Annotated in this window: 26 protein-coding genes; 14 read left to right on the top strand and 12 right to left on the bottom strand. The window is 69.0% G+C overall.

The features are described 5' to 3' along the window. The first annotated feature begins 70 nt into the window (after positions 1-70). Both ACWIHT_RS20200 and ACWIHT_RS20195 read left to right on the top strand, forming a co-directional pair. On the top strand, positions 71-3,082 hold the full coding sequence (locus tag ACWIHT_RS20200; RefSeq protein ID WP_456169484.1) for a glycoside hydrolase family 3 protein: 3,012 nt from the start codon (positions 71-73) through the stop codon (positions 3,080-3,082). Between the two features lie 131 nt (positions 3,083-3,213). Beyond that, positions 3,214-4,566, top strand: coding sequence for a hypothetical protein (locus ACWIHT_RS20195; protein WP_456169483.1), 1,353 nt, complete (start codon positions 3,214-3,216; stop codon positions 4,564-4,566). A gap of 114 nt (positions 4,567-4,680) precedes the next feature. Here the strand turns inward: ACWIHT_RS20195 and ACWIHT_RS20190 are convergent, their stop codons facing one another. After that, positions 4,681-5,100, bottom strand: coding sequence for a MarR family winged helix-turn-helix transcriptional regulator (locus tag ACWIHT_RS20190; protein WP_456169482.1), 420 nt, complete (start codon positions 5,098-5,100; stop codon positions 4,681-4,683). 62 nt (positions 5,101-5,162) lie between these two features. Here ACWIHT_RS20190 and ACWIHT_RS20185 point away from each other — a divergent pair, with 62 nt between their 5' ends. After that, positions 5,163-6,230, top strand: a complete 1,068-nt coding sequence (locus tag ACWIHT_RS20185; protein WP_456169481.1) for an FUSC family protein — start codon at positions 5,163-5,165, stop codon at positions 6,228-6,230. Here the strand turns inward: ACWIHT_RS20185 and ACWIHT_RS20180 are convergent. Next, positions 6,194-6,853 carry a response regulator gene (locus ACWIHT_RS20180; RefSeq protein WP_456169480.1) on the bottom strand — a complete coding sequence of 220 codons (660 nt, stop codon included), beginning with the start codon at positions 6,851-6,853 and terminating at the stop codon, positions 6,194-6,196. The genes ACWIHT_RS20185 and ACWIHT_RS20180 overlap by 37 nt on opposite strands. After that, the gene (locus tag ACWIHT_RS20175) at positions 6,850-7,941 is read right to left on the bottom strand and encodes a sensor histidine kinase (protein ID WP_456169478.1); all 1,092 of its coding nucleotides are present in this window, start codon (positions 7,939-7,941) and stop codon (positions 6,850-6,852) included. The genes ACWIHT_RS20180 and ACWIHT_RS20175 overlap by 4 nt, the downstream gene beginning before the upstream one ends. 977 nt (positions 7,942-8,918) lie before the next feature. On the opposite strand from ACWIHT_RS20175, the gene ACWIHT_RS20170 reads away from it, so the two are divergent. From ACWIHT_RS20170 to ACWIHT_RS20160, 3 genes are read left to right on the top strand one after another with little or no spacing between them, the layout of a single operon-like run. Then, positions 8,919-9,863, top strand: coding sequence for an ABC transporter ATP-binding protein (locus tag ACWIHT_RS20170; protein WP_456169477.1), 945 nt, complete (start codon positions 8,919-8,921; stop codon positions 9,861-9,863). Then, a complete protein-coding gene (locus ACWIHT_RS20165; protein WP_456169476.1) occupies positions 9,860-11,398 on the top strand; it encodes a hypothetical protein in 1,539 nt (512 codons plus the stop codon). Before ACWIHT_RS20170 ends, ACWIHT_RS20165 begins: the two co-directional genes overlap by 4 nt. Beyond that, positions 11,395-12,144 carry an ABC transporter permease subunit gene (locus tag ACWIHT_RS20160; RefSeq protein ID WP_456169475.1) on the top strand — a complete coding sequence of 250 codons (750 nt, stop codon included), beginning with the start codon at positions 11,395-11,397 and terminating at the stop codon, positions 12,142-12,144. The genes ACWIHT_RS20165 and ACWIHT_RS20160 overlap by 4 nt, the downstream gene beginning before the upstream one ends. Here ACWIHT_RS20160 and ACWIHT_RS20155 read toward each other — a convergent pair. The 5 genes from ACWIHT_RS20155 to ACWIHT_RS20135 all read right to left on the bottom strand — a co-directional run bounded on the left by ACWIHT_RS20155 (position 12,125) and on the right by ACWIHT_RS20135 (position 13,903). Continuing rightward, a complete protein-coding gene (locus ACWIHT_RS20155; protein WP_456169474.1) occupies positions 12,125-12,376 on the bottom strand; it encodes a DUF397 domain-containing protein in 252 nt (83 codons plus the stop codon). The genes ACWIHT_RS20160 and ACWIHT_RS20155 overlap by 20 nt on opposite strands. Continuing rightward, positions 12,373-12,555 (bottom strand): DUF397 domain-containing protein, encoded by a 183-nt coding sequence (locus ACWIHT_RS20150; protein WP_456169473.1) that lies wholly within the window; start codon positions 12,553-12,555, stop codon positions 12,373-12,375. The genes ACWIHT_RS20155 and ACWIHT_RS20150 overlap by 4 nt, the downstream gene beginning before the upstream one ends. A gap of 96 nt (positions 12,556-12,651) precedes the next feature. Next, complete coding sequence (locus tag ACWIHT_RS20145; RefSeq protein WP_456169472.1) at positions 12,652-12,843, bottom strand: DUF397 domain-containing protein; 192 nt, start codon at positions 12,841-12,843, stop codon at positions 12,652-12,654. Beyond that, positions 12,840-13,085, bottom strand: a complete 246-nt coding sequence (locus tag ACWIHT_RS20140; RefSeq protein WP_456169471.1) for a DUF397 domain-containing protein — start codon at positions 13,083-13,085, stop codon at positions 12,840-12,842. Before ACWIHT_RS20140 ends, ACWIHT_RS20145 begins: the two co-directional genes overlap by 4 nt. Next, positions 13,085-13,903, bottom strand: a complete 819-nt coding sequence (locus tag ACWIHT_RS20135) for a helix-turn-helix domain-containing protein (RefSeq protein ID WP_456169470.1) — start codon at positions 13,901-13,903, stop codon at positions 13,085-13,087. Before ACWIHT_RS20135 ends, ACWIHT_RS20140 begins: the two co-directional genes overlap by 1 nt. Positions 13,904-14,015: 112 nt before the next feature. On the opposite strand from ACWIHT_RS20135, the gene ACWIHT_RS20130 reads away from it, so the two are divergent. Continuing rightward, positions 14,016-14,429: an ATP-binding protein gene (locus ACWIHT_RS20130; protein WP_456169468.1), complete on the top strand. Its 414-nt coding sequence runs from the start codon at positions 14,016-14,018 to the stop codon at positions 14,427-14,429. Here the strand turns inward: ACWIHT_RS20130 and ACWIHT_RS20125 are convergent. Next, the gene (locus ACWIHT_RS20125) at positions 14,422-14,868 is read right to left on the bottom strand and encodes an anthrone oxygenase family protein (protein ID WP_456169467.1); all 447 of its coding nucleotides are present in this window, start codon (positions 14,866-14,868) and stop codon (positions 14,422-14,424) included. The genes ACWIHT_RS20130 and ACWIHT_RS20125 overlap by 8 nt on opposite strands. A gap of 91 nt (positions 14,869-14,959) precedes the next feature. On the opposite strand from ACWIHT_RS20125, the gene ACWIHT_RS20120 reads away from it, so the two are divergent. From ACWIHT_RS20120 to ACWIHT_RS20105, 4 genes are all read left to right on the top strand, one after another. Then, a complete protein-coding gene (locus tag ACWIHT_RS20120; RefSeq protein WP_456169466.1) occupies positions 14,960-15,538 on the top strand; it encodes a TetR/AcrR family transcriptional regulator in 579 nt (192 codons plus the stop codon). Between the two features lie 136 nt (positions 15,539-15,674). Continuing rightward, positions 15,675-16,001 carry a PadR family transcriptional regulator gene (locus ACWIHT_RS20115; RefSeq protein WP_456169465.1) on the top strand — a complete coding sequence of 109 codons (327 nt, stop codon included), beginning with the start codon at positions 15,675-15,677 and terminating at the stop codon, positions 15,999-16,001. Then, a complete protein-coding gene (locus ACWIHT_RS20110) occupies positions 15,998-16,354 on the top strand; it encodes a DUF1048 domain-containing protein (protein ID WP_456169464.1) in 357 nt (118 codons plus the stop codon). Before ACWIHT_RS20115 ends, ACWIHT_RS20110 begins: the two co-directional genes overlap by 4 nt. A 1-nt stretch (position 16,355) precedes the next feature. After that, entirely contained in the window at positions 16,356-16,682 is a 327-nt protein-coding gene (locus tag ACWIHT_RS20105) for a DUF1048 domain-containing protein (protein ID WP_456169463.1), read from the top strand. Here ACWIHT_RS20105 and ACWIHT_RS20100 read toward each other — a convergent pair. Further along, positions 16,651-17,868: an MFS transporter gene (locus tag ACWIHT_RS20100; protein ID WP_456169462.1), complete on the bottom strand. Its 1,218-nt coding sequence runs from the start codon at positions 17,866-17,868 to the stop codon at positions 16,651-16,653. The genes ACWIHT_RS20105 and ACWIHT_RS20100 overlap by 32 nt on opposite strands. Positions 17,869-17,922: 54 nt before the next feature. Between ACWIHT_RS20100 and ACWIHT_RS20095 the strand changes: the two genes are divergently transcribed. Next, positions 17,923-18,687 (top strand): AraC family transcriptional regulator, encoded by a 765-nt coding sequence (locus ACWIHT_RS20095; protein ID WP_456169461.1) that lies wholly within the window; start codon positions 17,923-17,925, stop codon positions 18,685-18,687. Between the two features lie 14 nt (positions 18,688-18,701). Here the strand turns inward: ACWIHT_RS20095 and ACWIHT_RS20090 are convergent, their stop codons facing one another. Next, on the bottom strand, positions 18,702-19,310 hold the full coding sequence (locus ACWIHT_RS20090) for a YceI family protein (RefSeq protein ID WP_456169460.1): 609 nt from the start codon (positions 19,308-19,310) through the stop codon (positions 18,702-18,704). Positions 19,311-19,746: 436 nt separating this feature from the next. On the opposite strand from ACWIHT_RS20090, the gene ACWIHT_RS20085 reads away from it, so the two are divergent. Continuing rightward, complete coding sequence (locus tag ACWIHT_RS20085; protein WP_456169459.1) at positions 19,747-21,330, top strand: acyl-CoA carboxylase subunit beta; 1,584 nt, start codon at positions 19,747-19,749, stop codon at positions 21,328-21,330. Between the two features lie 35 nt (positions 21,331-21,365). Beyond that, complete coding sequence (locus ACWIHT_RS20080; RefSeq protein ID WP_456169458.1) at positions 21,366-21,557, top strand: acyl-CoA carboxylase subunit epsilon; 192 nt, start codon at positions 21,366-21,368, stop codon at positions 21,555-21,557. A gap of 59 nt (positions 21,558-21,616) precedes the next feature. On the opposite strand, the gene ACWIHT_RS20075 is transcribed toward ACWIHT_RS20080, so the two are convergent. Further along, positions 21,617-24,724 carry an NACHT domain-containing protein gene (locus ACWIHT_RS20075; protein ID WP_456169457.1) on the bottom strand — a complete coding sequence of 1,036 codons (3,108 nt, stop codon included), beginning with the start codon at positions 24,722-24,724 and terminating at the stop codon, positions 21,617-21,619. Positions 24,725-24,795: the final 71 nt, after the last annotated feature.

Raw genomic sequence — 24,795 nt, 5'->3', positions numbered from 1 at the left:
CGTGATCTAAGTCATGAGTGAACTGTGCGATCCCAGAGTGAACCAGAGCTCCAGAGCCGAGGGAAGGTCCATGCCAAGAACCGCCCTGCTCGTTTCCACCGCCCTGTGCGCCGCGCTGCTGTCACCGGCCGCCGTGTCCCAGGCGGCAGCCGCCGCCGACCCAGCCCCCACCCCCGTCGACCGCTTCGAGGGCGAGGTGCCCTTCGCGAGCCAGCCCGCCGAGGGCATCTTCACCTGGGGCAGTGACAACGACGACCCGCCCCAACTCGCCCTGACCGCGAGACCGGACGCCCCCGAGGGCGACAAGGTACTCAGCGGCACCTACGACATCAGCGGCTACGGCGGCTTCACCCACGACTTCGCCGCGACCGAGCCCGGCCACGACTGGTCCGCCCATCAGGGCATCCGCTTCTGGTGGGACGGCCAGAACACGGGCAAGTCGAGCAACTTCGAGATCAAGGACGGCGGCGCCAACGGCGAGGCCTCCGAGCTGTGGACGACGTCCTTCACGGACAACTTCACGGGCTGGAAGCAGATCGAGATCCCGTTCACGAACTTCGTCTACCGCACGGACTACCAGCCCGTCGGCGGCATCGACCACGTCCTCGGCCTCACCCAGATGTGGGGCTACGCGGTCACCCTCCCGGTCGGCATCCACAGCCAATTCGCCATGGACGACGTCGAGTTGTACGGCAAGGCGGACCAGTCGCTGCGCGCCTCCGTCGTCACCGACTCGGCCGTCTACCCGGTGAAGGAGGGCGGTACGGCCACGGTCGAGGTCACCGTCGCCACCACCGGCGCGGTCCCGCTGGACGACCCGGTGACCGTCGCCTACACGTCCGACGGCGGCACCGCCACCGCCGGCAAGGACTACACCCCGGTCTCCGGCACGCTCACCTTCCCGGCGGGCACCGCGTCCGGCACCACGCAGACCGTCAAGGTCCGCACGCTCAAGGACAAGTCCGCCGAGAACGCCGAGACGATCCCGCTGAAGCTCACGGTCACCGGCGCCAAGGCCCCGACCGAGACACCTCAGGTCGTCATCGACGCGCACGGACTGCCGTACCTGGACAGCAAGTTGCCCATCAAGAAGCGCGTCGCCGACCTCGTCAAGCGCATGTCCCTTGAGGAGAAGGCCGGGCAGATGACCCAGGCCGAGCGCGGCGGCATCGGCACGGGCGCCGACATCGCCACCTACGACCTCGGCTCACTGCTCTCCGGCGGCGGCTCGACCCCGACGCCCAACACGGCGGCGGCCTGGGCGAAGATGATCGACTCGTTCCAACTCCGGGCGCAGGCAACCCGGTTCCAGATCCCGCTGATCTACGGCGTCGACGCGGTCCACGGCCACAACAACCTGGCCGGTGCCACGATCATGCCGCACAACATCGGCATCGGCGCGACCCGCGACCCCCAACTCGCCGAGAGGACAGGCGCGGTGACGGCCAGTGAGGTCCGCGCGACCGGTGTCCCGTGGGACTTCGCGCCCTGCCTCTGCGTCACCCGTGACGAACGCTGGGGCCGCTCCTACGAGTCCTTCGGCGAGGACCCGGCGCTCGTGCAGTCCATGGAGACGATGATCCAGGGCCTCCAAGGCGCCGCGAACGGCAAGCAGTTGAAGGACGACGACAAGGTCCTCGCCACCGCCAAGCACTTCGTCGGCGACGGCGGCACGGCCTACGGCTCCTCCACCACCGGCACGTACACCATCGACCAGGGCGTCACCACCGTCACCCGGCAGCAGTTGGAGGCCATCCACCTGGCGCCGTACCAGACGGCGGTCGACCGGGGCATCGGCACGGTCATGCCGTCGTACTCCTCGCTCGACATCGTCGGCGACGGCCTCGGCCCGGTGAAGATGCACGCCCGCGCCGACATGATCAACGGCGTGCTCAAGAACCGGATGGGCTTCGACGGCTTCGTCATCAGCGACTGGAACGCCATCGACCAACTCCCGGGCGACTACGCGTCCCACGTCAGCACCTCGGTCAACGCGGGCGTCGACATGATGATGGTCCCGTACAGCTACAAGGACTTCACCGCGACCCTGATCGCCCAGGTGAAGGCCGGCGCCGTCACCGAGAAGCGCGTCGACGACGCCGTATCGCGCATCCTCACGCAGAAGTTCAAGCTCGGCCTCTTCGAGAAGCCGTACGCCGACACGAGCAACGCGGCGCAGATCGGGTCCAGTTCACACCGGGCCGTGGCACGGCAGGCGGCGGCCGAGTCGCAGGTACTGCTGAAGAACGCGAACGGCGTCCTCCCGCTGAAGAAGTCGCAGAAGGTCTACGTCGCCGGTTCCAACGCCGACGACCTCGGCAACCAGACCGGTGGCTGGACCATCACCTGGCAGGGCTCGTCCGGCACGAACACCACCGGCACGACGATCCTCCAGGGCATGAAGAACGCCGGCGGTGACGTCACGTACTCCAAGGACGCGTCCGCCTCGACCAGCGGCTACGACGTCGGTGTGGTCGTGGTCGGCGAGACCCCGTACGCCGAGGGCATCGGCGATGTCGGCAACGGCAACGACCTGACCCTCACCCCCGCCGACCAGGCAGCCGTGGACAAGGTGTGCGCGGCGATGAAGTGCGCGGTGCTGATCGTCTCCGGGCGCCCGCAGCTGATCGGCGACCGGCTGCCGAAGATCGACGCCGTGGTGGCCTCCTGGCTGCCGGGCACGGAGGGCGACGGCGTGGCCGACGTCCTCTACGGCAAGCGCTCCTTCACCGGTCAACTCCCGGTCACCTGGCCGAAGTCGGAGGCCCAGCTGCCGATCAACGTCGGTGACACGACGTACGATCCGCAGTTCCCGTACGGCTGGGGTCTGACGACCGCGACGAAGACGCCGACGGGTGGCGCGTCCACCCTGAAGGCGCTGGAGGCCGCGGCGGCGAAGGCCCGGTCGGCGGCGACGGGCAAGGCGCTCGTCACGCAGGCGCGGTTGATCGTCCAGCAGAAGGTGGGGCAGAACATCACGGCGGCGGTGTCGAAGCCGTTCGCTGACGCGGACCATCTGCTGCTGACGGGGAAGTACGGGGCGGCGGTGAAGAAGCTGGAGGAGGCTTATCGGGTGGCGTGAGGTCGCCGCTGGAGGGGCGCGAGGGTTGTCGGTCGGCTGCGGACTCGTCGTGGCTGGTCGCGCCCACGCGGCGGAGCCGCATATCGATACTTCCCCGCGCCCCTTCAGGGCGCTTCCGCTAGCGTCGGATTATGAAGGCTGTCGTTTGGGGCCGGAGCCTCCCGGGGCTGCTCGTGGCCCTGCTGCTCACCGTGCTGACCATGGTGTCCCCGGCCGTCGCGGCGACCGGCGTCTCGACGATCGGGGAGGCCCTGCGCAAGGGGCCCGTCTACGTCGACCCCGCTGCCTCCTCCTTGTCGTCCGCCGACGCCGACGCGCTCGCGCAGCGCATCAAGAAGGCCGACAAGCCGGTGTTCGTCGCGGTCCTCCCGGCCGACTACCCGACGGCGAACCTGTTCTCCGATCTGCGTACCGCCACCGGCATCACCGGTCTCTACGCGATCCGCCTCGGCGACCGTTTCGACGCCCGCGCGGACTCCTCGGTCCTGTCGAACGCGGCGGTGAAGAACCTGGTCAGCAGCGTGCAGGGCGAGGACGCGAAGACCCAGCTCACCGACTTCACCGACCGCGCGCTCGCCAGTATGGGCGGCTCGGCGCCCGCGTCCTGGGGCGGTTCTTCAAGTGACAACGGCGTCTCCGGTACGGCGCTGATCGTCGCGGGCGGGGTCCTGGTGGCCGGTGGCGCCGGGGCGTACACCCTCGTACGCCGTTCCCGCCGCCGCAGGCTGGAGGAGCAGCGGGCCGCCCTCGACAAGCTGCGGGTGGTGGTCGACGAGGACATCACCGCGTTCGGCGAGGAACTGGACCGCCTCGACTTCCACCCGGCGGAGCCGGGCGCCGACGACGCGATGCGCGCCGACTACGAACGCGCCCTCGACGCGTACGAGCAGGCGAAGTCGTACATGGCGGCGGCCACGAAACCCGAGGACGTCCGGTCGGTCACCCAGGCCCTGGAGGACGGCCGCTTCTCGCTCGCGCAGCTCGCCGCCCGGCGCGAGGGCCGCCCGCTGCCCGAGCGCCGCGCCCCCTGCTTCTTCGACCCGCGCCACGGCCCCTCGGTCGCCGACGCCACCTGGACCCCGGCCGGTGGCGCACCCCGCGAGGTCCCGGTCTGCGCGGCCGACCAGGCCCGGCTCGCCGACGGCCGGGACCCGATGATCCGCGAGGTCGACACGGACTACGGCCGCCGCCCGTACTGGGACGCGGGCCCGGCCTACGGCCCCTGGGCGGGCGGCTACTTCGGCGGCGGCCTCCTCCCCGGGCTGCTCGTCGGCACCCTGCTGGGCAGCATGATGTCCACCCCGTCCTACGCCTCCGACTACGGCACGGGTTACGGCGACTTCGGCAGCGGCGGTTACGAGGGCGGGGATGTGTCCGGCGCGAACTTCGACCCCGGGGACTTCGGCGGCGACTTCGGAGGGGGAGGGGACTTCGGCGGGGGTGGAGACGGGGGAGGCGGCGGGGACTTCGGCGGAGGGTTCTGATCTACGGTGGCTGGGGGATGAGTGCGAGGGGGCGTGCGCTGGTAACTCTGCCCAGAGCAACTCCCTTAGGGGCGCGGGGAACTGCGCGACCAGCCCCCACCGACCCGCACCTGATCAACGACCCGCCATCCGCTCCATAATTGCCCCCGCCAACGACAACACCCCCCGCTCGGTCTCGCTCAACGCCCCCAACGCCTCCGCCAGCCACATATCCCGCTCAGCCATATCCCGGTCGAGTGCCTGCCGCCCCGCTGCCGTCAACGTGAGCACGGACTGCCGCCGATCCACCGCGCTCGGCTCACGCGAGATCAACCCCTCCGCCTCCAACTCGCCGAAGGCCCGCGTGAGCGACTGAGGCCGCTGCCGCTCGGCCACCGCGACCTCACCCGGCGTCGCCGAACCGTTCCGGTGCAGATGCCCGAGCACGATCAGCTGGTTGGGCGTGAGCCCACCGTCGCCGCGCTCCTGGCGCAACCGCCGGTTCAGCCGTACGACACCACGACGGATCCGGGTGGCTTCGGAGAGATGATCCATGCGGGATATCGTACGCATCAACTTACTATTCAGCGCTCGTAACGCCCGCTACCGTGGTGATAGTGACCGCAAAACTAATACGCAACGCGTACGAAGCGGCTCTGACGATGAGCGCCGTCCTGCTCTCCTGGGGCGTCGCCCTCTGGCTGGAAGGTGCCGCGGGACTGCACACCGACGTGCTGGTCCTCGCGGTCGCCCTGACCCTCACCCTGTCCTCCACCCAGCGCACCGCCGACACCCGCCGGAGGCTCACCGCGCTCGTCGTGCTGCCTGCCACGGCCGGTGCCTCGATCTTCGTCGGCCGGCTGATCGTCTCCCACTACGCGATCGGCGCCGCCGTCTACACGGCGGGCATGGCCCTGGCCATCTGGATCCGCCGCTACGGCCCCGTCGCCACGAAGGCCGGCACGCTGCTGGCGCTGCCGCTGGTGGCCCTCCTCGTCGTACCCGGCCCCGCGCTTCCGGCCAAGGCGCAGAGCGGGCTGGTCACTTGGGGCTGGTCGGCGTTGGTCGGAGGGCTGGCGTGCGGGGTGGTGTGGCTGGTGCAGGGGCTGGGGGACCGGTTCGGCCCCCGGCCCTGGCGAGCCGAACCCGACCCCGGACAACCGGCGCGCCGCTCGCGCCTCCACCCCCGTCCCAGCACCCGTATGGCGCTCCAGATGGCGGCCGGGATCGTCGCCGCCTTCGCGGTCGGGCGGTTGCTCTTCGACGACCACTGGCCGTGGGTGGTTCTCACCGCGTACGTCGCCGCGAGCGGCAACCGGGGCCGAACGGACGTACTGCGCAAGGGAATTGAGCGCCTGGCCGGAGCCGCGGTCGGCACCCTGCTGGCGGCGGGCGTCGCGGCGATCGGCGTCACCGGCGACACCTCTGTGGCGCTGATGTTCGCCGTCCTCGCGGTCGCGTTGTGGCTGCGGCCCCTCAACTACGCCTACTGGGCCGCCGGGATGACCTGCGCCCTGTCCCTCCTCTTCGGCTACTTCGGCCAGGACGCGCTGCGGTTGCTGCCCACCCGGCTCGAAGGGATCGCGGTCGGCGCGGTGTTGTCGGTGGTGTCGGCGTGGTGGCTGCTGCCGGTGCCGCGCGCCCGCCGTCAGCCCGTTCTCGGCACGACGAGTCCCGTCTCGTAGGCCATCACCACCGCCTGCGTACGGTCCCGCAGCCCCAGTTTGGACAGGATGCGGCTGACGTGGGTCTTCACGGTCTCCTCGCCGACGCGCAGGCGGACGGCGAGTTCCGGGTTGGACAGGCCCTCCGCGAGCAGCCGCAGGACGTCGGTCTCGCGTGGGGTGAGGGAGTCAAGTGCGCTGCGTACAGGGGTGGTTCGGGGTCGCTGGCGCGCGAACTCGGAGATGAGCCGACGGGTGATCGCGGGGGCGAGCAGCGCCTCGCCCGCCGCTACGACCCGGACCGCGTCGAAGAGCCGTTCCGCCGTCACGTCCTTGAGCAGGAAGCCGCTCGCCCCCGCGGTCAGCGCGTCGTAGACGTGCTCGTCGAGGTCGAAGGTGGTCAGGACGAGCACGCGTGGCGCGTCCGGGCCCTGGAGCCTCGCCGTTGCCTCGATGCCGTCCATGACCGGCATGCGTACGTCCATCAGGACCACGTCGGGGAGCTGTTCGCGGCAGACGCGTACCGCCTCGGCGCCGTCGTGTGCCGTGCCGACGACGGTGAAGTCGCCTTGGGTGGCGAGGAGTCCGGCGTATCCGGCCCGGACGAGTTCGTGGTCGTCGGCGACGACGATACGGATGGTCATGCCGGTGCCTCCTCGTCGTCGTCCGGGGTGACGGGTAGTCGGGCCTCCACGAGGAATCCGCCGCCGGGGGCGGGGCCGGTGCGCAGGGTGCCGCCCACGGTGGCGGCGCGCTCGCGCATGCCGAGCAGCCCGTGGCCGGAGGTGTGGGCGGCGGGCTGACCGGGCCCGTTGTCGCGGACGCGCACTGCCAAGTCCGCGTCCGTGTAACGGAGTTCCACGTCCACGGCGGCGCCGGGCGCGTGCCGCCGGGCGTTGGTGAGGGCTTCCTGCACGATGCGGTACGCGGTGACCTCGATGCCGGGGTCGAGCGTGGTGACCGGCCCGCTGATGATGAGCCGGGTGCGGGAACCGGCCGCGTCCCGCGACTCGTCGACGAGTTCGATGAGCTGACGGAGACCGGGCTGGGGCCGCCGCTGGACCCCCGTGTGCGCGTCCTCCCGCAGGACGCCGAGCAACCGCCGCATCTCGGTGAGGGCGGTGCGCGCGGTGTCGCCGATGGCGAGGAGGCGGGTGGCGCCCTCGGTCGGCAGTCCCGGGGTGGTGAGGCGGGCGGTCTCCGCCTGGACGGCGATCATCGAGATGTGGTGTGCGACGACGTCGTGCAACTCCCGTGCGATACGCGCGCGTTCGCCTCGGGCGGCGTGTTCGAGGAGGGTGTCGGCGAAGGCCTGCTCGGTCACGCTGTGGGCGAGTGCGGTGCTGCGCACGTGGTGGGCGATGCCGGTGGCCGCGGCGGCGGACGCGAGGGTCGCCACGAGGACGGCGACGATCCGGGTCGGGTCCTCGTGACCGGCCAGCGCGATCACGACGTACGGGAGGACGAACAGCCCGCCGAGCGCGGTGGCTCCGGCCCGCCCCAGCACGTACACGCAGACGAGCTGGGCCACGACCCCGCCGACGGTGAGCATGCCGAACGGCACGAGGGACAGCACACAGGCCGCGCTGATCGCGACGGCGGCACCACTCCGGGCGAGCGGTCCGGCCCCGATCCCGATGCCGGTCCCGAGGACGAAGGGGAGCGGGACGGTGGTGGCGAGCGCGAGCAGCAGCAGGGCGGCGAAGCCGCCGCCCAAGTCGCCCCCACGCAAAAGGACTTCGAAGACCGCGAGAACGGCCAGCCCACCGGAAACGACGAGAACCCCCCACCACGAGCCAGCGCCACCCCCCGCCCGCCCCACACCGACCACCCACTCCCGCCCCGGCCCCCGAACCGTCCGGGGGTCTGGGTCCCGACCCGGCGTGGGGTCCTGGCTCGGGTGTTGGCCCGGTGCGGAGTTCTGGTCCGGGCGTCGGCCTGGTGTGGGGTCCTGCTCCGGCTCCCGGTCTGCCCTGAGGCCCCGGTCCGGGCCCTCATCCGGCGTGGAGACCTGACCCGCGCCTCGGTCCGTCCCGAGGTCTCGGTCCGGGCTCCGATCTGTCTCGGGGTTCCGTCTCGGGGGCTGGCCCGACGTGGGGTTCTGGTCCGGGTGTTGGCCCGGCGCGGAGTCTTGGTCCGGGTTCGGGTCTGTCCTGGGGTCTCGGTCGGGGTTTCGATCGATCCCGGGGTCTAGGCCTGGGGGCCGACTCAGCGTGGGGTCTTGGTTCGGGTGGGGGCCCGGTGTCGTGTCCGGGGCCCGAACCGTGCCAGGCCCCGGGCCTTGGTCCCGAACTGTCCCGGGGGCTCGGTCCGGGCCCCGATCTGGTGTGGAGTTCTGGCCCGGGCGCCGAACCGTGCCGGGGGCCCGGCCTTGACCTTGAACCGTGCCCGGGTCCCGAACCGGTGTGGAGCCCTCGCCCGGATTCCGAACCGGCGTGGAGCCCTTGCCCGGGTCCTGAACCGGTATGGAGTCCCCGCCCGGTTCTCGAATCGTCATCGGTCGCCCAGGTGCCTCCGCCGTGGTGGTGTTCGCGCCGACGGTGTTCTTCGGCGGTGTCGAACTCTCCGCACCCGAACTCTCCGCATCCGACGAATCCTCCACGCCCACCCGGCCATTGTGCCGACCGCCGTTCCGCTCGGCGTCCCCCTCGTGAGGGACCTCCACGGTGTGACGACACCCTGTGGGGCGGGCACCTAGCCTCGCTCACCATGAGTGATGCGAGCATCGAAGTCCGCGACTTACGGAAGCGGTTCGGTCGGACCCTCGCGGTTGACGGCCTTTCCTTCACGGTCGAGCCCGGTACGGTGACCGGATTCGTCGGTCCCAACGGTGCCGGTAAGTCCACCACCATGCGCTCCCTGCTCGGCCTGGACACCCCCGACGAGGGGCGGGCGCTGATCGGCGGGCGGCCCTATCAGGCGCTGCGCACACCGTTGTTGGAGGTCGGCGCGCTCCTTGACGCCGCCGCGCTGCATCCCGCCCGCCGGGGCCGTGATCACCTGCGCTGGCTGGCCAACTCGCACGGGCTGCCGATGCGTCGCGTGGACGAGGTCCTCGAACAGGTCGGTATGGAGCAGGCCTCTCGGAGACGAGCCGGCGGCTACTCCCTCGGGATGCGCCAACGGCTCGGCATAGCAGCCGCGTTGCTCGGCGACCCGCCGGTTCTGCTTCTCGACGAACCGGTCAACGGCCTGGATCCCGAGGGCATTCAGTGGATCCGTACCTTGCTCCGCCACCTTGCCGCCGAGGGCCGGGCGATCCTCGTCTCCAGCCATCTGATGAGCGAACTCGAAGACACCGCCGACCACTTGGTGGTCATCGGCCGGGGTCGTCTCATCGCCGACACCGCGGTGGCCGACCTTCTCGCGGCGGCCTCCGGCGACCGGGTACGGCTGCGTACGAGCAGTCGTACGGAGGCGATGGAACTGCTCGCCCGGGAGGGCGGGACCGTGGCCGTCGTCGACCGTGAGCTGCTCACCGTGACCGGGCTGCCCGCCGAGCGGATCGTGGAGCTGCTGTCCGCGTCCAGGGTCCCGTTCGCCGAAGTGGGCGCGCATCGGGCCTCGTTGGAGGAGGCGTACATGGAACTCACCCGGGATGCCGTCGAGTTCACGTCGACGCCCGCCGGGACGACGGACGAGGTGACCCGATGACGGCGCCGACGAGGACGCCCGCGCCGTACCGTTCGGCGCTGCACCCGGCCCGGGCCGGGTTCGGGCGGCTGCTGCGGGCGGAATGGACGAAGTTCTGGACGGTCAGGGCCTGGTTGCTGGTGTTGGCGGCGGCGGCCGTGGTCACGGTCGGGATCAGTCAGATGGGCGCGAGCGGGTCCGTCACGGGGGGCGGTCCACCGATCGTCCTCGGGCCGGGTGGTGAGGTGGTCAACGACTCCTTCCGTTTCACCCACCGCGCGCTGACCGGCGACGGCACGCTCACCGTCCGGGTCACCGGGCTGAAGAGCGGTGACGGCAAGGCCCTGGAGCCCTGGGCGAAGGCCGGGATCATCGTCAAGTCGAGCCTGAGGCAGGGCTCGCCGTACGCGGCGGTGGTGGTGACCCCTGGCCATGGCGTCCGTATGCAGTGGGACTTCACTCATGACACGGCGGGCCCGGGCAGCGATCTGGCCACGGCCCCGCAGTGGCTCAGGTTGAAAAGCGTGGGGGGAAATCTAACTGGCTATGCGTCGGTAGACGGTCAGAAATGGACCCAGCTTGGGGAGGTGGGGGTCGGGGGGCTGGGGAGGACGGTTCAGGTGGGGCTGCTGCTCGGGACGCCCGATCATGAGATCGTGCGGCGATCCCTGGGCGGCACGAGCGCGCGGGCGGGCCGGAGTTCGGTCACCGCCACCTTCGACCACCTGACCCTCCAGGGCACGTCGTCCGACACCGGCTGGTCGAGCACGGACATCGGAGGTGCCGAGCCCAACGACCCGAGCGCCCGGAACGCACCGCCGAACACCACCCGGGTGTCCGCGACCGGCACGTACACCCTCACCGGTCAGGGCGACATCGCCCCCGAGGAGAACGGCCCCGACACCGTCCAGATGGGCTTCCAGGGAGTCTTCGTCGGCCTCCTCTTCATGACCGCCCTCGGCACGCTCTTCGTGACCACCGAATACAAACGGGGCCTGATCCGTACGACGTTCACGGCGACCCCGTCCCGGCTGAAGGTGCTGGCGGCGAAGGCGACGGTCGTCGCGGCGATCACCTTCACAACAGGTCTGCTGGCAACGGCAGTCGGCTTCACCTGGGCCCAACAAACCCTGCGCTCCAACGGCTTCAAGCCCCCCGAGTTCCCCGATCTGTCCCTCCTGGAGAACCCGTCCCTGCGGGCGGTGGTGGGCAGCGCAGCACTCCTCTCCCTGGTAGCGGTCCTGGCCCTGTCCGTGGGAGTGGTGCTGCGCAACAGCGCGGGCACGATCGCCACGGTCGTCGTCCTCGTGGTCCTCCCGCAGATCCTCTCGTTCGCCTTCCCGCTCCCGGCGGCGCAATGGCTCCTACGAGTCACCCCCGCAGCGGCCTTCGCGATCGAACAGGGCAAGAAGTACTACCCGCAGGTCCAACACAACTGCCTCCCGGAGAACGGTTGTTACCCCCTGACCCCGTACAACGGCCTGGCGGTCCTGGTCGCCTACACCGTGGCGGCACTCGTGCTGGCGGCCTGGACGGTAAGGAGGCGAGACGCGTGAGGTGGCCGGGCTCTCTCCACGCCGAATGGACCAAACTCCGCACCCTGCCCAGCACTTGGTGGCTCCTGGCGGCAACGGTCGTCCTCACAGCGGCGATCGGCGCGGCGGCGGCCTCGTCGGTCACGCCCCGGATCTGCCCGTCCCCCTGCAACGCGGACACGACCAAACTGACCCTCTCGGGCGTCGAGTTGAGCCAGGCCATCTGCCTGGTCCTGGGCGCCCTGTCGATAAGCGCGGAGTACGCGACGGGCACGATCCGTACGACGCTGACGGCGATGCCGGGCAGATGGCGAGTACTGGCGTCAAAGGCAGCGATCCTGTCACTACTCACGGCGGTGGCGGGAGCGGTCGGGGTGCTGGCCTCCCTGGGCTTGGCCCGCGTGATCCTCCCGACCCCGCCGGACGGTGCCCTGCTCCGACCGGCGACGGGCTCGATCCTGATCCTCGTCCTGGTAACACTCCTGGGCCTGTCCCTGGCCACCCTGCTCCGCGACACGGCAGGCTCGATCACCCTGGGACTCGGCATCCTCTACGTAGTCCCGATCCTGTCCCACCTGGTCAACTCCCCAACCTGGCAACACCGTTTGCAACGCTGGGCCCCGATGCCGGCGGGCCTGTCCATCCAGGCGACCAAGAACCTGGGCGCGTTGGCAATCGCCCCGTGGCCGGGCCTGGCTGTCCTGGCGGCGTACGCGGTGGGCTTGTTGGGGGCCGGGGGAGTGTGGTTCAGACTGCGGGATGCGTGACGGCGCCGAGGAAGGTGCCCCAGGTGTCGGGGGTGACGGTGAGGATGGGGCCGACGGTGACCTTGGAGTCCCGGACGTGAATGGCGCAGGGGTGAGCGGCGACTTCGACGCAGTCCCCGCCCTCGTTGCTGCTGTGACTGGACTTCCGCCAGGCGTAAGCGACTTCAAGGCAGTCCCCGCCTTGACTGCCGCTGTAGCTGGACTTGAACCAGTGCAGTGCTGCGGTGGTCATTGCGTGACCGCGTCGAGGAAGGTGCCCCAAGTGCCCGACGAGACGGTGAGGATGGGCCCGGCGGTGACCTTGGAGTCCCGGACGTGGACGGCGGAGGGGTGCGCGGCAACCTCAATGCAGTCGCCGCCTTCGCTGCTGCTGTAGCTGGACTTGAACCACTGCAGTGTTGCGCTGTTCATTACTCTCCTAGCAGTCTCTCCAAGAGGCTCGCACTCTCGGAGAGAGCGAGGGCCTCGGCGTCCTGGCGGCGTGCGCGGTGGGTCGGGGAGTGTGGTTCAGGCTGCGGGATGCGTGACGGTGTCGAGGAAGATGGTCCAAGCGCCGGGGGTGACGGTGAGGATGGGGCCGGTGGCGACCTTGGAGTCACGAACGTGAATGGCGGAGGGGTGCACGGCAACCTCGATGCAGTTGCCACCCTCGCTGCCGCTGTAGCTGGACTTGAACCAGTGCAGCGCTGCGGTGGTCATTGCGTGACCGCGTCGAGGAAGGCGCCCCATGTGCCGGGGGTGACGGTGAGGATGGGACCGGCGGTGACCTTGGAGTCCCGGACGTGGATGGCGGAGGGGTGGGCGGCGACTTCGATGCAGTTGCCGCCCTCGTCACTGCTGTAAGTGGACTTCCGCCAGGTGTAGGCGACTTCGATGCAGTTGCCGCCCTCGCTGCTGCTGTAGCTGGATTTGAACCACGTCAGCGCGTCCACAGTGTTCATCAGTCTCCTAGCAGTCTCTCCAAGAGGCGCGCACTCTCGTCAGGAGTGAGGGCCTGTGACCGCAGCATTCCATACTTGTGGTGGTAGTCGCTGACCTCGTCGGGATCCTCTACGAGGAAGCTGGCGCGCTGCACCTCCAGCCAGACCAGGTGCTGGTGGTGGGGGGTCTCCAGCAGCACCATGGGCCCGGCGAGGCAGGCGTGCGGCGTGCGATCCATTGGCATGATCTGCACGCTCATGTGCGCGGGTTCGGTGAAGTCCAGGATCTGATGGATCTGCGCCCGCATTGCCTCTGGTCCGCCGACCTGCCTCCGCAGGACGCTCTCTTCGATGATGAAGTGGCCCACGGGGGGTTGCTCACGCTGCCAGATCAACTGCCGTTCCATCCGATTGTCCACCCACTGCTCAGCAGTTTCGTTCCCGAGCCGTGGATACCGGTACTCGAACATGGCGCGGCAGTAGTCCCTGGTCTGGAGCAGCCCAGGGATCACCTGGCTCTCGTACGACAGAATGCTGAGCGCCTCCTGCTCGTTGTCGGCCAGCTCTTGAGCGAACTGCGGCATCCGCTCCCGCACGGGCAACTTATCCACCAGCGCGAACAACGCCTCACCCGTACCCAGCAGTTCGTCAAACTGCTTCGCCCGGTCGTCCTGGAGTGCGAGCCGGCCCTGCTCGATGGACCTGAGGGTGTCGATGTGCACCCTCGCGATCTCGGCGAACCGCTCCTGCGTGTACCCCGCCTTCCTCCGAAAGTGGGCGACCAGCCCACCCACCGCTTCCCAAGTGCCGACCTTCTTAGGCCTCTTCGCCGATTGCATGCGTGTCCCTTTCCCCCGCGCACACCCGAAGACGTCGTAGTGAGGTCGTAGCAAAAAGAACTACGACCTCACTCACTGACCCACGATAGTGACTCCCTGTGACAGTGGTCCCGTGAATGAACAACTCCAACAAGGCCACACCCGCGAGGCGTTCTACCGGCGGGACCGCAGATCGGTCGCCCTGGCCCGCGACTTCACCCGGGAGACGCTCACGTCCTGGTCGGTCACCAGCCGGATGGACGATGTGCTGCTCTGCGTAAGCGAGTTGGCGACCAACGCGATCCTCCACGGCGTACCGCCGGGCCGGGGCTTCGCCGTCCACCTGTCGCTGCACCCCGACGGAATCCTCCGTATCGAGGTCCACGACAGCGGCACCACAGAACTCCGCAAGGTGCGTACGCCGTACCGGCAGTTGGATGCGGAGGAAGGGCGGGGCCTGATGCTGGTCGCCGCGCTGTCCGACAAGTGGGGGGTGGGGGAACGGGACCCGGGCACGGTGGTCTGGTGCGAGTTCGCGCTCACGTGAGGGCCGCCGCCAGCAGAGCGAACGCGGCGACTATGACGGCGACGCGGACGTAGTGGTACCGGTCCCAGCGGTTCAGCTGCTCCTTCCAGTCGGCGGGCCGGTTCTCGGGGGTCCAGGTCTTGCCCCGGTTGTTGATCGGTACGAGCAGCAGGATCGACATGACCACGCTCACGATCAGTAGCCCGGCGGCGCTGACGACGAGGCTGGCGCCGGAGTGGTGCCATTCGGCGACGGCCCAAACCGCGCTGAGGACGAGCGAGCCGATGTACCAGAACGGCATGACGGCGCCGAGCATCCGGCCCCCGTGGGCGCGGGCGAGCTGGCCGCTGTCGTCGGGAAGGGCGTTGAAGATCCGGTTCATGACGAAGGCGACGGAGAACTCCACCCCGACCATCACGCCGACGACCACGGTGGTGAAGACCTCAAGTGCGGTGAGCATGACGACTCTCCCTCGTTTCTAGCATTGCTAGCTGACGAGGCAACGCTAGACCTACTGCCGATCGAATGTCTAGCGGTGCTAGTGTCGAATCATGTCGGTACAGGAACGCAAGGAGCGCGAACGGGCGGGCCGCGAGCGCCTCATCTTGGCGACGGCCCGCGAACTCGCCGAACAGCAGGGCTGGGACGCGGTCACGACCCGTCGGCTGGCCGAGCGCATCGAGTACAGTCAGCCCGTCCTCTACAGCCACTTCCGCGGCAAGCGCGAGATCATCGGCGCCGTAGCCCTCCAGGGCGCCGCCGAGATGGCCGTAGAGCTGCGGGCCGCGGCCTCCGCGGCGGACGGCCCGCGCGCCCGGGCCGCCGCCCTCGCCCGCGCCTACCTCGACTTCGCCGAGCGCAACCCGGCGGTCTACGACGCGATGTTCCAGCTCGACGGCGGCCTGACGTTCGCGCAGGAGGACACCCCGGAGCCGATGAAGGACGCCTTCGCCGCGCTACTGGAGAACCTCGACGCGGTCGCCGGGGAGGGTGTCCAACCGGGCCTGTTCACCGAGGTGTTCTGGGCGTCCCTGCACGGCCTGGCCACCCTGACGCGAGCGGGCCGCCTGCCCTCGGCCGATGCCGAGCGGAGGACCCGGCTACTGGTGGATCGCCTCGCCGTGGTCTGACGCCGTTCGCCGTTCGCCGTTCGCCGTTCGTCGCTTGGCGTCCGCCCCTGGCCCAGCTACTCGGTGATACCGTATAGTGGTACTCGGTACTACGGAGTACCTGGAGCGGGTGGAACGGGCGGAGCGGAGGCCGGCGATGGACGACCTGACGGAGATGCTGAAGGGCACCCTTGAGGGCTGCGTGCTCGAAATCATCGGCGGCGAGGAGACCTACGGGTACGCCATCACGCGCCGGCTGAATGAACTCGGCTTCGCCGATGTCATCGAGGGCACGGTCTACACGATCCTGCTGCGACTCGAAAAGAACGGGCTCGTCGAGGTGACGAAGCGACCGTCCGGAGTGGGTCCGCCGCGCAAGTTCTACGCGCTCAACGCGGCGGGACGTAAAGAGCTCACGCGATTCTGGGCGAAATGGGACTACCTCTCCGCGCGCATCAACAAGCTGAAGGAGGGCGGGAGATGAACTACTGGCAGACCATCACCGGCAGCGACCTCACCCGGGAATGGAAGGGCTTCGAAGCCCGGGCCGAGGCATTGCCGGACGACTACCGGGCGGCGTGGGAGGAGATCAAGGTCCACCTCTCCCCGTACTCCGGTTTCACGGGCCGCGACCTGATGCCGATCCTCGACAGCGCCCTGGGGCTGCTCGAAGAGACCGCGGCGGACGGCCAGAGCATTCACGACGTACTGGGCGACGACATCGCGGGCTTCTGCGCGGCGCTGGCCGGCGGAAAAGGAACCCGGAGTTATCGCGACCGGTGGCGCGAGCAGTTGAACCGGAACGTCGCCAGGAAATTGGCCCGGCTGGGAGGCTGACGTGAGCATTCAGGACATCATCGAGGGCAAGAAGCACTGGCGGGCACACATGGCGCGGGTCAAAGCGCTCCCGCCGGACTACCAGGTCGTCTACAAGGAAATGCAGAAGTACTACTTCAAGGTCGGGCCGGTCGAGTTGCCCGACCTGACCCTGCTCCCGGGAATCGTCGAATTCTTCGAGGAGGGCGCCGCGGACGGCAAGGGAGTCCTGGAACTCATCGGCACCGACGTCGCCGCCTTCGCCGACGACCTGATCAAGGACCAGCGCACCTACGGGGACATCTATCGCGAGTCCATCAGCGGGAAGCCCGGTACGGCAGGGAAGTAGGCCCGACGGGCTCGGCCGGGGAGAGGCCGTTGCCCGGCGCGGTCGGTTCGGGCAGCCCCCGGAACAGCAGCCAGCTCAGCGCGGGCAGCACGATCAGCGGTGCCAGTGCCGTCCGCAGGGACGTCGCGTCGGCGATCGCCCCGATCAGCGGAGTGACCATGCCGCCGATGCTGACGGTCAGGCCGAGCGTGATGCCGCTGGCCGTGCCGACGCGGGTGGGCAAGTAGTCCTGGCCGAGGGTGACATGCAGGGAGAAGGGGACGTACAGGGCGAGCGACGCCAGCGCCACGAAGACGTAGAACGCCGGGCCGGGGACGAACACCGTGCCCGCGATCGCGGGGATCGTCAGCACGTACGACCAGCGGGCGACCGTAACCCGGTCCCAGCGGCCCGCGAGGTTGCCGCCCACCACGGAGCCCAGGGCGCCCCCGAGATACAGGACGAACAGCGCCACCGTGCCGGACGCCGTACCGCCTCCCATGCGCTGCTGGGCGTAGAGCGAGATGAAGGTGCTCAGGCCGATGAACTCGATGGAGCGGAGGACCACGGAGAGCGAGAGGCGTACGAACGACGCCTTGTCGTCGGTGCCCGGCGCGAGCGTGCCGTGGGCGGCGGCGGTCTCCGGCCGCCCCAGCGCGCGCAGCACCGGCAGGCACAGCGCGCTGCCGGCGAGGGCGGGGAGCACGAGCAGCGGTGACAGGCGCAGACCGCCCGTGGCGATCACGCCGCTGACCATGAGCGGCGCGGCGGCGAAACCGAGGTTGCCGCCGACCGAGAACCAGCCCATCGCGCTGTGGCTGCCCGCGCTGACGAGGCGCGCGACCCTGGCGGACTCCGGGTGGTAGGCGGCGACCCCGACACCGGACACGGCCACGAACACCAGGGTGAGGGCGTAGGAGCCGGTCAGGCCGCTCAGCGCGATACCGAGTCCGCCGAGGACCGTGCTCAGCGGCAGGATCCACGGCATCGCCCAGCGGTCGGTCAGCAGACCGAACACCGGCTGCGCCACCGAGGAGAGCAGGGACGCGGCGAGCACGATGCCCGACACCGCGGCATAGCTGTAGGCGCGCTCGGCGACGAAGAAGGGGATGAGCGCGGCGACCGCGCCCTGGTAGATGTCCACGCAGGCGTGGCCGACCGCCAGCAGCGTGATCGCCTTGTTCCGGGATGCGTTGATGCTCGACATGTCGCCATGCTCATGGCCGGGCGGTCTGTCGCGCTTCCGATAAACTGCCAGGCAATGACAGAAATCCGCCATGAGCCGGTGGCGCCGACCCGCACCCTGTGGCTGGCCCCCGGCGCCGCCATCGACGCCCACCGCCACGACGACCACCAGATCGTCTACGCGGGGCGAGGCGTGCTGGCCGTGACGACCGGCGCGGGTTCGTGGATCGCGCCGGGCACCCGCGCCATCTGGGTACCGGCCGGCACCGTGCACGCCCACCAGGCCCACGGCGAACTCGAACTGCGGACGGTCGGCCTGCCCGCGAGCGACAACCCGCTGGGGCTCGACCAGCCGACGGTGCTCGAAGTCGGGCCCCTGCTACGGGAGTTGATCCTCGCCTACACCCAGACTCCCGACGACGGCAGTCCCGAACGCGCCCGCCTACGAGCCGTGTTGCTCGACCAGTTGAAGGCCTCGCCCCAGCAGCCCCTGCACCTGCCCACCCCAACTGCCCCTCTCCTGCGGGCAGTCTGCGAGATCCTGCGCGCGAACCCGGCCGACGACCGCACTCTGGCCGCGCTCGGCAGGGAGGTCGGGGCGAGCGACCGTACGCTGTCCCGGCTCTTCAAGTCCGACCTCGGCATGAGCTTTCCGCAGTGGCGCACCCAACTCCGCCTGTACCGCGCCCTGGTGCTGCTCGCCGAGGACACCCCGGTCACCACCGTCGCCCATCAGTGCGGCTGGTCGTCCGCGAGTGCCTTCATCGACGTCTTCCGGCGCACCTTCGGACACACCCCCGGAACACATCAACCCCGCCGACGGGCATCGTCGACGGGGTGAAGGGGGGAGTGACGTCAGGCGCTCTTGATCGCCGAGATGTCGAAGTTCAGCTTGATCTTGTCGGAGACGAGGACGCCACCGGTCTCCAGCGACGCGTTCCAGGTGAGGCCGAACTCGGAGCGCAGGATCTCGGCCTTGCCCTCGAAGCCGACGCGCTCGTTGCCGAACGGGTCCTTCGCGGCGCCGTTGAACTCCAGGTCGATGGTGATCGGCTTGGTGGTGCCGAGGATCTCCAGGTCACCGGTGATGCGGTAGTCGTCGCCGCCGAGGGACTCCGCGGAGGTGGAACGGAAGGTCATCGTGGGGAACTCCTCCGTCTTGAAGAAGTCCGCGCTCTTGAGGTGACCGTCACGGTCCGGGGAGCCCGTCTCGATGCTCTCCATCTTCACGTCCAGGGACGCGGTGGACTTGGCCGGGTCGGAACCGTCCAGGTGCAGCGTGCCCGTGAAGTCGAGGAACTTGCCCTTGACGTTGGTGACCATCGCGTGGCGGGCGGTGAAGCCGAGCGTGGTGTGCGACGGGTCGATGCTGTAGTCACCGGTCAGCGCGGCCAGGTCGGGGTTGACGGCGGCGGGGGCCGAGGTGGTTTCGGTTTCGTCGCTCTTGCGGCCGAAGATGCCCATGACGTGCTCCTAAGGGGGGACGGGGGTGTGCGGGGATGAAGCTGTTGAATGTTCAACGATGCCAACACGAAGGACCGTAGACCTATTCCATTCAATTTTCAACATCATCCGCAGGGTGTTGCATCAACTACTACGAGTACGCCCTCCCGGTGGGGTCGGCAACGCGAGAATCGCGCCCGGGGCCCTCGGGGAATCGCTTCGGGAACCACTCTGGGAACCACTCCGGGAATCACTCTGGGGATGGCATCCTCCCCATGTGAATGTGAGGTGGCTCTCAGCTGACGCCTTTGTGTGACTCCTACAACCGGCACGCCCCCTGAGCAGTCGGAACGGCTGCATGCCGGTGAGGTTCTGTTCGGTGGTACCAGGAAAACGGGCCGGAGACTGTGCAGAGTCGACGGCGCACAATCCTTGGTGTGCTTCGTAGGGTCGGTACATGACCGTTTTGGATGAGGCGCCGGGTGAGCCGACGGACGCGCGCGGGCGAGTGGCCGAACTGCGCGAGATCCGAGCCCTGGCACTGGCCGGCCCGAGCGAGAAGGCGACCGAGGCGCAGCACGCCAAGGGGAAGCTGACCGGCCGGGAGCGCATCGACCTGCTCCTCGACCCCGGGTCCTTCCGCGAGGTCGAGCAGCTGCGCAGGCACCGCGCCGTCGGCTTCGGCCTGGAGGCCAAGAAGCCCTACACCGACGGTGTCATCACCGGCTGGGGCACGGTCGAGGGCCGCACGGTCTTCGTCTACGCGCACGACTTCCGGATCTTCGGCGGCGCGCTGGGCGAGGCCCACGCCACGAAGATCCACAAGATCATGGACATGGCCATCGCGGCCGGCGCGCCGCTGGTCTCGCTGAACGACGGCGCGGGCGCCCGCATCCAGGAGGGCGTCTCGGCCCTCGCCGGTTACGGCGGCATCTTCCAGCGCAACACCAAGGCGAGCGGGGTCATCCCGCAGATCAGCGTGATGCTCGGCCCGTGCGCGGGCGGCGCGGCGTACTCGCCCGCCCTGACGGACTTCGTGTTCATGGTCCGCGAGACGTCCCAGATGTTCATCACCGGCCCGGACGTCGTGAAGGCGGTGACGGGCGAGGAGATCACCCAGAACGGCCTCGGCGGCGCCGACGTGCACGCCGAGACGAGCGGCGTCTGCCACTTCGCCTACGACGACGAGGAGACCTGCCTCGCCGAGGTGCGCTACCTCCTGTCGATGCTCCCGCAGAACAACCGCGAGAACCCGCCCCGCGCCGAGTCCTCCGACACCGCCGACCGCCGCTCGGACATCCTGCTCGACCTGGTCCCGGCCGACGGCAACCGGCCGTACGACATGGCCAAGGTCATCGAGGAGATCGTCGACGACGGCGACTACCTGGAGATCCACGAGCGCTGGGCCCGCAACATCATCTGCGCGCTGGCCCGCCTCGACGGCCAGGTCGTCGGCATCGTCGCCAACCAGCCGCAGACCCTCGCGGGCGTCCTGGATATCGAAGCGAGCGAAAAAGCTGCGCGCTTTGTCCAGATGTGTGACGCTTTTAACATTCCGATCGTTACGTTTCTGGACGTCCCGGGATTCCTTCCCGGCGTCGACCAGGAACACGGCGGAATCATCAGGCACGGAGCGAAGCTGCTCTACGCGTACTGCAACGCCACCGTGCCGAGGATTTCGCTCATCCTGCGCAAGGCGTACGGAGGCGCCTACATCGTCATGGACAGCCAGTCCATCGGTGCGGACCTCACTTACGCCTGGCCCACCAACGAGATCGCCGTGATGGGCGCCGAAGGTGCCGCCAACGTCATCTTCCGCCGCCAGATCGCCGACGCCGAGGACCCCGAGGCCATGCGGACGCGCATGGTCAAGGAGTACAAGTCCGAGCTGATGCACCCGTACTACGCGGCCGAGCGCGGACTCGTCGACGACGTCATCGACCCGGCCGAGACCCGCGAGGTACTCATCCAGTCGCTCGCGATGCTGCACACCAAGCACGCGGACCTTCCCTCGCGCAAGCACGGCAACCCCCCGCAGTAACCCCGCGGAAACCTCTCTCACGGAGACTGAGACCTATGAGCACCCCTGACATTCGTGTCGAGAAGGGCCACGCCGAGCCCGAGGAAGTCGCCGCGATCACGGCGATCCTGCTGGCCCGCGCGGCGGCCGCCCCCACCGAAGCCCCGGCTCACCGCCCCCTGCCCAAGGCCGGCTGGCGCCGGCTGGAGCGCGAGGGCGGGTTCCGGGCGCCGCACAGCTGGCACTGAGGCTTTTGGCGCGTTCGCTGCGGCCCCACTCTTCTTCGGGAGGGTGGGGTCGTTGCTGTTCAGTCGATGATGAGGTATTCGATCGGAAGGTCGAGGGTAGTGATGGGGTCGCCGTCGGGAGACCGGCAAGATGTGATGAGCAGCAAGCCGAGGGACCTGAGGTCGCGGTAGGCACGGGAGTCTCCAGGCACGACGCAATCCTCCAGCGTGAGCGTGAGCGTTCGCAATCCGGCCGGAAGAGGTTCACGCGCTGTCAGCCACTCCTGCAAGTGCAGGCCTCTGAGGTTGAGGGCATGGAGCCCGGGCATGGCGGAGACGCTGCTCAGGCTACGCGGCGTACAAGTGCTCGCGGTCGACACCGAAAGATATTTGACGTAGGGGAAGTTACTCAGAGCGGTCAGTTCGCTGGTCCAGTTCAGCTCGCTGAGGCTCAGCCATGATGTGACCGGCGCGAGACGCAAACTGTCGAGGCCAACCGTGCCCCCGTGACCAAGCCCCAGGTAGGAAAGGTTCCCCAAGGTCTCCACGGATTCGAGTCCATGCAGCTTTCCTTGTCCAAGGACTGTGAGCAACTCCAACTGTGGGTGAGCCGTCAGCAGCACTGAGAGGTCTCCGGTGCCACGGAGGTCGTAGACCGACAGGCCCGCCACAGATGGGAGCTGGTCCACGACAGCGAGCGTCGGGAGTGGGTAGTGAATCGACAGCTGTGTGATGGACTTCAACTGAGTCGCTGCGCGCCACTGCTGGGAGTGCGTGAGACGTACGTGGTGTCCACCCAACGGCAACCCGGCCAGTACCTGCTCGCCGTAGGCGTCCGCGTCGAAGTACGCCCAGGCCTCGATGATTGCGGCGACGACTGAGGCACGCCGGTCTTCGGCATACCCCACCATCAACGCCAGCGCCTCCTCACCACCGACCATCGCCACGGTCCGCACCGTCTGTATCGCGGCCTTCTCCGTCAACTCGCCCAGCGAGCGTGGCAACCGTCGCAGCAGACTCGTCCCCACAGCTGCCAGAGCCGGAGGGTCCGTGCGCCGACGAGCCGGAAGCAGCGCTGACATCGCCCCGTCCAGCCGCCCCGCCAACCCCTCCGGCACCGTCGGCAACGTCTCCTGACAAGAAGCCGCGAGCAACCGCAGCACCCGCGCATGCCGAGGCTCCGCCTCCGCCCGGTCGAGGATGCCGTCCAACAGCTCTTCCCGCTGGCGGGAGTTGGCGTGCCCCGCCGCCATGATGATCGTCTCGCGCCACAGGTCCAGATGCGCCCGCCCGACCAGATTGCCGATCCGATCCTCCTCCGTGGCCTCCTTCGCCGCCAGGTACTCCTGAAACGTCCGGTGGACGAAGTCGAGCCGCCCCTCGACGGGGGAGCGGAGGATCCCGGACCGGTCCCGTAGCTGCTCCAGGACCCCGTGGCCGTCCTGCACCTCCAGATGCCGCATCGCCGTGAGCTTGGCCGTGACATGGACCGCAGCCTGGTCCAAGGCGATCTCACTACGGTTGTTGTCCGACAGCCGCCACGCCAGATCCCGCAGCACCACCAACTTGTCGCTGAGACTCAGCTTGCTGTCCTGCGCGCTCGGTACGCCCCGGTCTGCGTCTCGGTCGTGGACCAGCGTGTGCAGCGCGTTGCGGTACAACTCCATTCGATCCCGGGGGAGTTGACTGCCCCGGTTCAGATGCATCGCGCACAGCATCGCCGCCAGCAGTGGCGTCCCCGCCAACGACTGGAGATGCGCGCGGTCCTTGAGGCTGTTCAGCAGGGACTGTTCGTAGCACGGCAACTCGTCCACCCCGCAAGGGAGTTCATCACCCAGCTCCCGTACCGCCTCGTGCCACTGCCGTACGAACGCGGCCAGGTCCGGCGGTGTCATCCGGTCCAGGTGGAGCGCGGTGAAGTCCTCCCGGCGCAGCCAGTCCGCCCCGGCGGCGGTCGGGCGTGAGGTCACCACGACCCGTATGCCGGCGTATGTCCCGAGCAGCTTGCGCAGCCAGTCCCGTACCGAGCGGCGTTCCGAGCCGAGGAGCTCGTCGACCCCGTCCACCAGCAACAGGACTTTGTTGTCATGGAGTTGGCGTTCCACCCAGCCCCTGGGCATGATGCCGGTGATGTTCCCGGCTACGCCGTCCAGCAGCTCCTCGGGCTTCTTGGGGAGCGAACGGCCGCTGTACTCGCGGAGTTTGACGAAGACGGGCGTCAGGCCGTTCCAGTCGGCCAGTTCGGCGGTGAAGGCGCCGCGTGCCGCCGTGATCGCCAGCCAGCGCAGCAGCGTGGTCTTGCCGGATCCCGCTTCCCCGCGCAGCAGCACCCGTGAGGCGCCCCCCAGCGCCGACTCCACCCGCATCCCGGAGCTCTCCGCCCCGAACTCCTCCCAGCCGCTCAGATCCGGCCTCAGGGGCGGCAGCGCGCGGGCCGTACGGCGGCGGGTGCCGTCGTCCCCGGTGGCGCGCAGGCTGACGTAGGCCACGGACAGCCGTACCTGCGCGGCGGCGCGGTCGGACGTGCGGCGGAACAGTTCCACCTCGTCGAGGCTGTTGCTGACCAGCTCCATGTACCAGCGGCGGAACCCCCCGTCCTGGTCGGTGCCGTCCGGGGCGAACAGGGAGCGGTCCGGGAGGCGTTCGAGGACGCGGGTGACTCCGTCGCTCAACGAGCTGGTGCGGGCCAGGAGTTCGGCCAGGGTCCGTTCCTCGAAGACCGGCAGCGTCCGCACGATGCTGACGTAGTACTCGCAGCACTCGCTGAAGAGGAGGTCGTAGAGCTGTGTCTCCGGTTCGTTCAGGCCTACCGGTGGGCTCACCGATCGCCTGATGTGGCGGATCAGTTCGGCCGGCTGTGCGTCGGCCGCGAGGATCGCCTCGTCGGACAGGTCGGCGTGTGCGAGCGTGTCGCACACGCCGTTGAGCGCGGCCTCGCGGCTGTTCTCGTCGAGGCCGCGGAACTTCTGGGCCAGGAACGGTTCGATCCGTTCGGCCACCGCGTCGGCCATTCCCTCGAACTGCCGCCGGACGCTGCGCTGTTGACGTAACCCCGGCACCCGTAGCCGTAGGAGATCCTCCATCGGCAGCAGGCGCTCCTGCTCTCGCCGTTTTCCTCCGAGCCACATCTGCGCCGCCGTGTTCGCCACGGTCGTGCCCAGACGTAGTGCGGCGACTTCCGCGCTCATCCCCGTACCCCTCCCGCATATGACCTACGGCCCCCGTTCCTCCCACAGGAGGAACGGGGGCCGCAAGCCGA

Source organism: Streptomyces sp. NPDC002276 (assembly GCF_053891435.1).
The sequence above is the reverse complement of the archived record's forward strand: the minus strand, read 5'-3'. Positions and strand labels throughout refer to the sequence as shown.

Excerpts from the sequence above, each read along its gene's own strand:
- ACWIHT_RS20200 (WP_456169484.1), top strand. The coding sequence starts at position 71 with ATGCCAAGAACCGCCCTGCTCGTTTCCACCGCCCTGTGCGCCGCGCTG.
- ACWIHT_RS20195 (WP_456169483.1), top strand. The coding sequence starts at position 3,214 with ATGAAGGCTGTCGTTTGGGGCCGGAGCCTCCCGGGGCTGCTCGTGGCC.
- ACWIHT_RS20190 (WP_456169482.1), bottom strand. The coding sequence starts at position 5,100 with ATGGATCATCTCTCCGAAGCCACCCGGATCCGTCGTGGTGTCGTACGG.
- ACWIHT_RS20180 (WP_456169480.1), bottom strand. The coding sequence starts at position 6,853 with ATGACCATCCGTATCGTCGTCGCCGACGACCACGAACTCGTCCGGGCC.
- ACWIHT_RS20170 (WP_456169477.1), top strand. The coding sequence starts at position 8,919 with ATGAGTGATGCGAGCATCGAAGTCCGCGACTTACGGAAGCGGTTCGGT.
- ACWIHT_RS20165 (WP_456169476.1), top strand. The coding sequence starts at position 9,860 with ATGACGGCGCCGACGAGGACGCCCGCGCCGTACCGTTCGGCGCTGCAC.
- ACWIHT_RS20155 (WP_456169474.1), bottom strand. The coding sequence starts at position 12,376 with ATGACCACCGCAGCACTGCACTGGTTCAAGTCCAGCTACAGCGGCAGT.
- ACWIHT_RS20150 (WP_456169473.1), bottom strand. The coding sequence starts at position 12,555 with ATGAACAGCGCAACACTGCAGTGGTTCAAGTCCAGCTACAGCAGCAGC.
- ACWIHT_RS20145 (WP_456169472.1), bottom strand. The coding sequence starts at position 12,843 with ATGACCACCGCAGCGCTGCACTGGTTCAAGTCCAGCTACAGCGGCAGC.
- ACWIHT_RS20140 (WP_456169471.1), bottom strand. The coding sequence starts at position 13,085 with ATGAACACTGTGGACGCGCTGACGTGGTTCAAATCCAGCTACAGCAGC.
- ACWIHT_RS20135 (WP_456169470.1), bottom strand. The coding sequence starts at position 13,903 with ATGCAATCGGCGAAGAGGCCTAAGAAGGTCGGCACTTGGGAAGCGGTG.
- ACWIHT_RS20125 (WP_456169467.1), bottom strand. The coding sequence starts at position 14,868 with ATGCTCACCGCACTTGAGGTCTTCACCACCGTGGTCGTCGGCGTGATG.
- ACWIHT_RS20120 (WP_456169466.1), top strand. The coding sequence starts at position 14,960 with ATGTCGGTACAGGAACGCAAGGAGCGCGAACGGGCGGGCCGCGAGCGC.
- ACWIHT_RS20115 (WP_456169465.1), top strand. The coding sequence starts at position 15,675 with ATGGACGACCTGACGGAGATGCTGAAGGGCACCCTTGAGGGCTGCGTG.
- ACWIHT_RS20110 (WP_456169464.1), top strand. The coding sequence starts at position 15,998 with ATGAACTACTGGCAGACCATCACCGGCAGCGACCTCACCCGGGAATGG.
- ACWIHT_RS20100 (WP_456169462.1), bottom strand. The coding sequence starts at position 17,868 with ATGTCGAGCATCAACGCATCCCGGAACAAGGCGATCACGCTGCTGGCG.
- ACWIHT_RS20095 (WP_456169461.1), top strand. The coding sequence starts at position 17,923 with ATGACAGAAATCCGCCATGAGCCGGTGGCGCCGACCCGCACCCTGTGG.
- ACWIHT_RS20090 (WP_456169460.1), bottom strand. The coding sequence starts at position 19,310 with ATGGGCATCTTCGGCCGCAAGAGCGACGAAACCGAAACCACCTCGGCC.
- ACWIHT_RS20085 (WP_456169459.1), top strand. The coding sequence starts at position 19,747 with ATGACCGTTTTGGATGAGGCGCCGGGTGAGCCGACGGACGCGCGCGGG.
- ACWIHT_RS20080 (WP_456169458.1), top strand. The coding sequence starts at position 21,366 with ATGAGCACCCCTGACATTCGTGTCGAGAAGGGCCACGCCGAGCCCGAG.
- ACWIHT_RS20075 (WP_456169457.1), bottom strand. The coding sequence starts at position 24,724 with ATGAGCGCGGAAGTCGCCGCACTACGTCTGGGCACGACCGTGGCGAAC.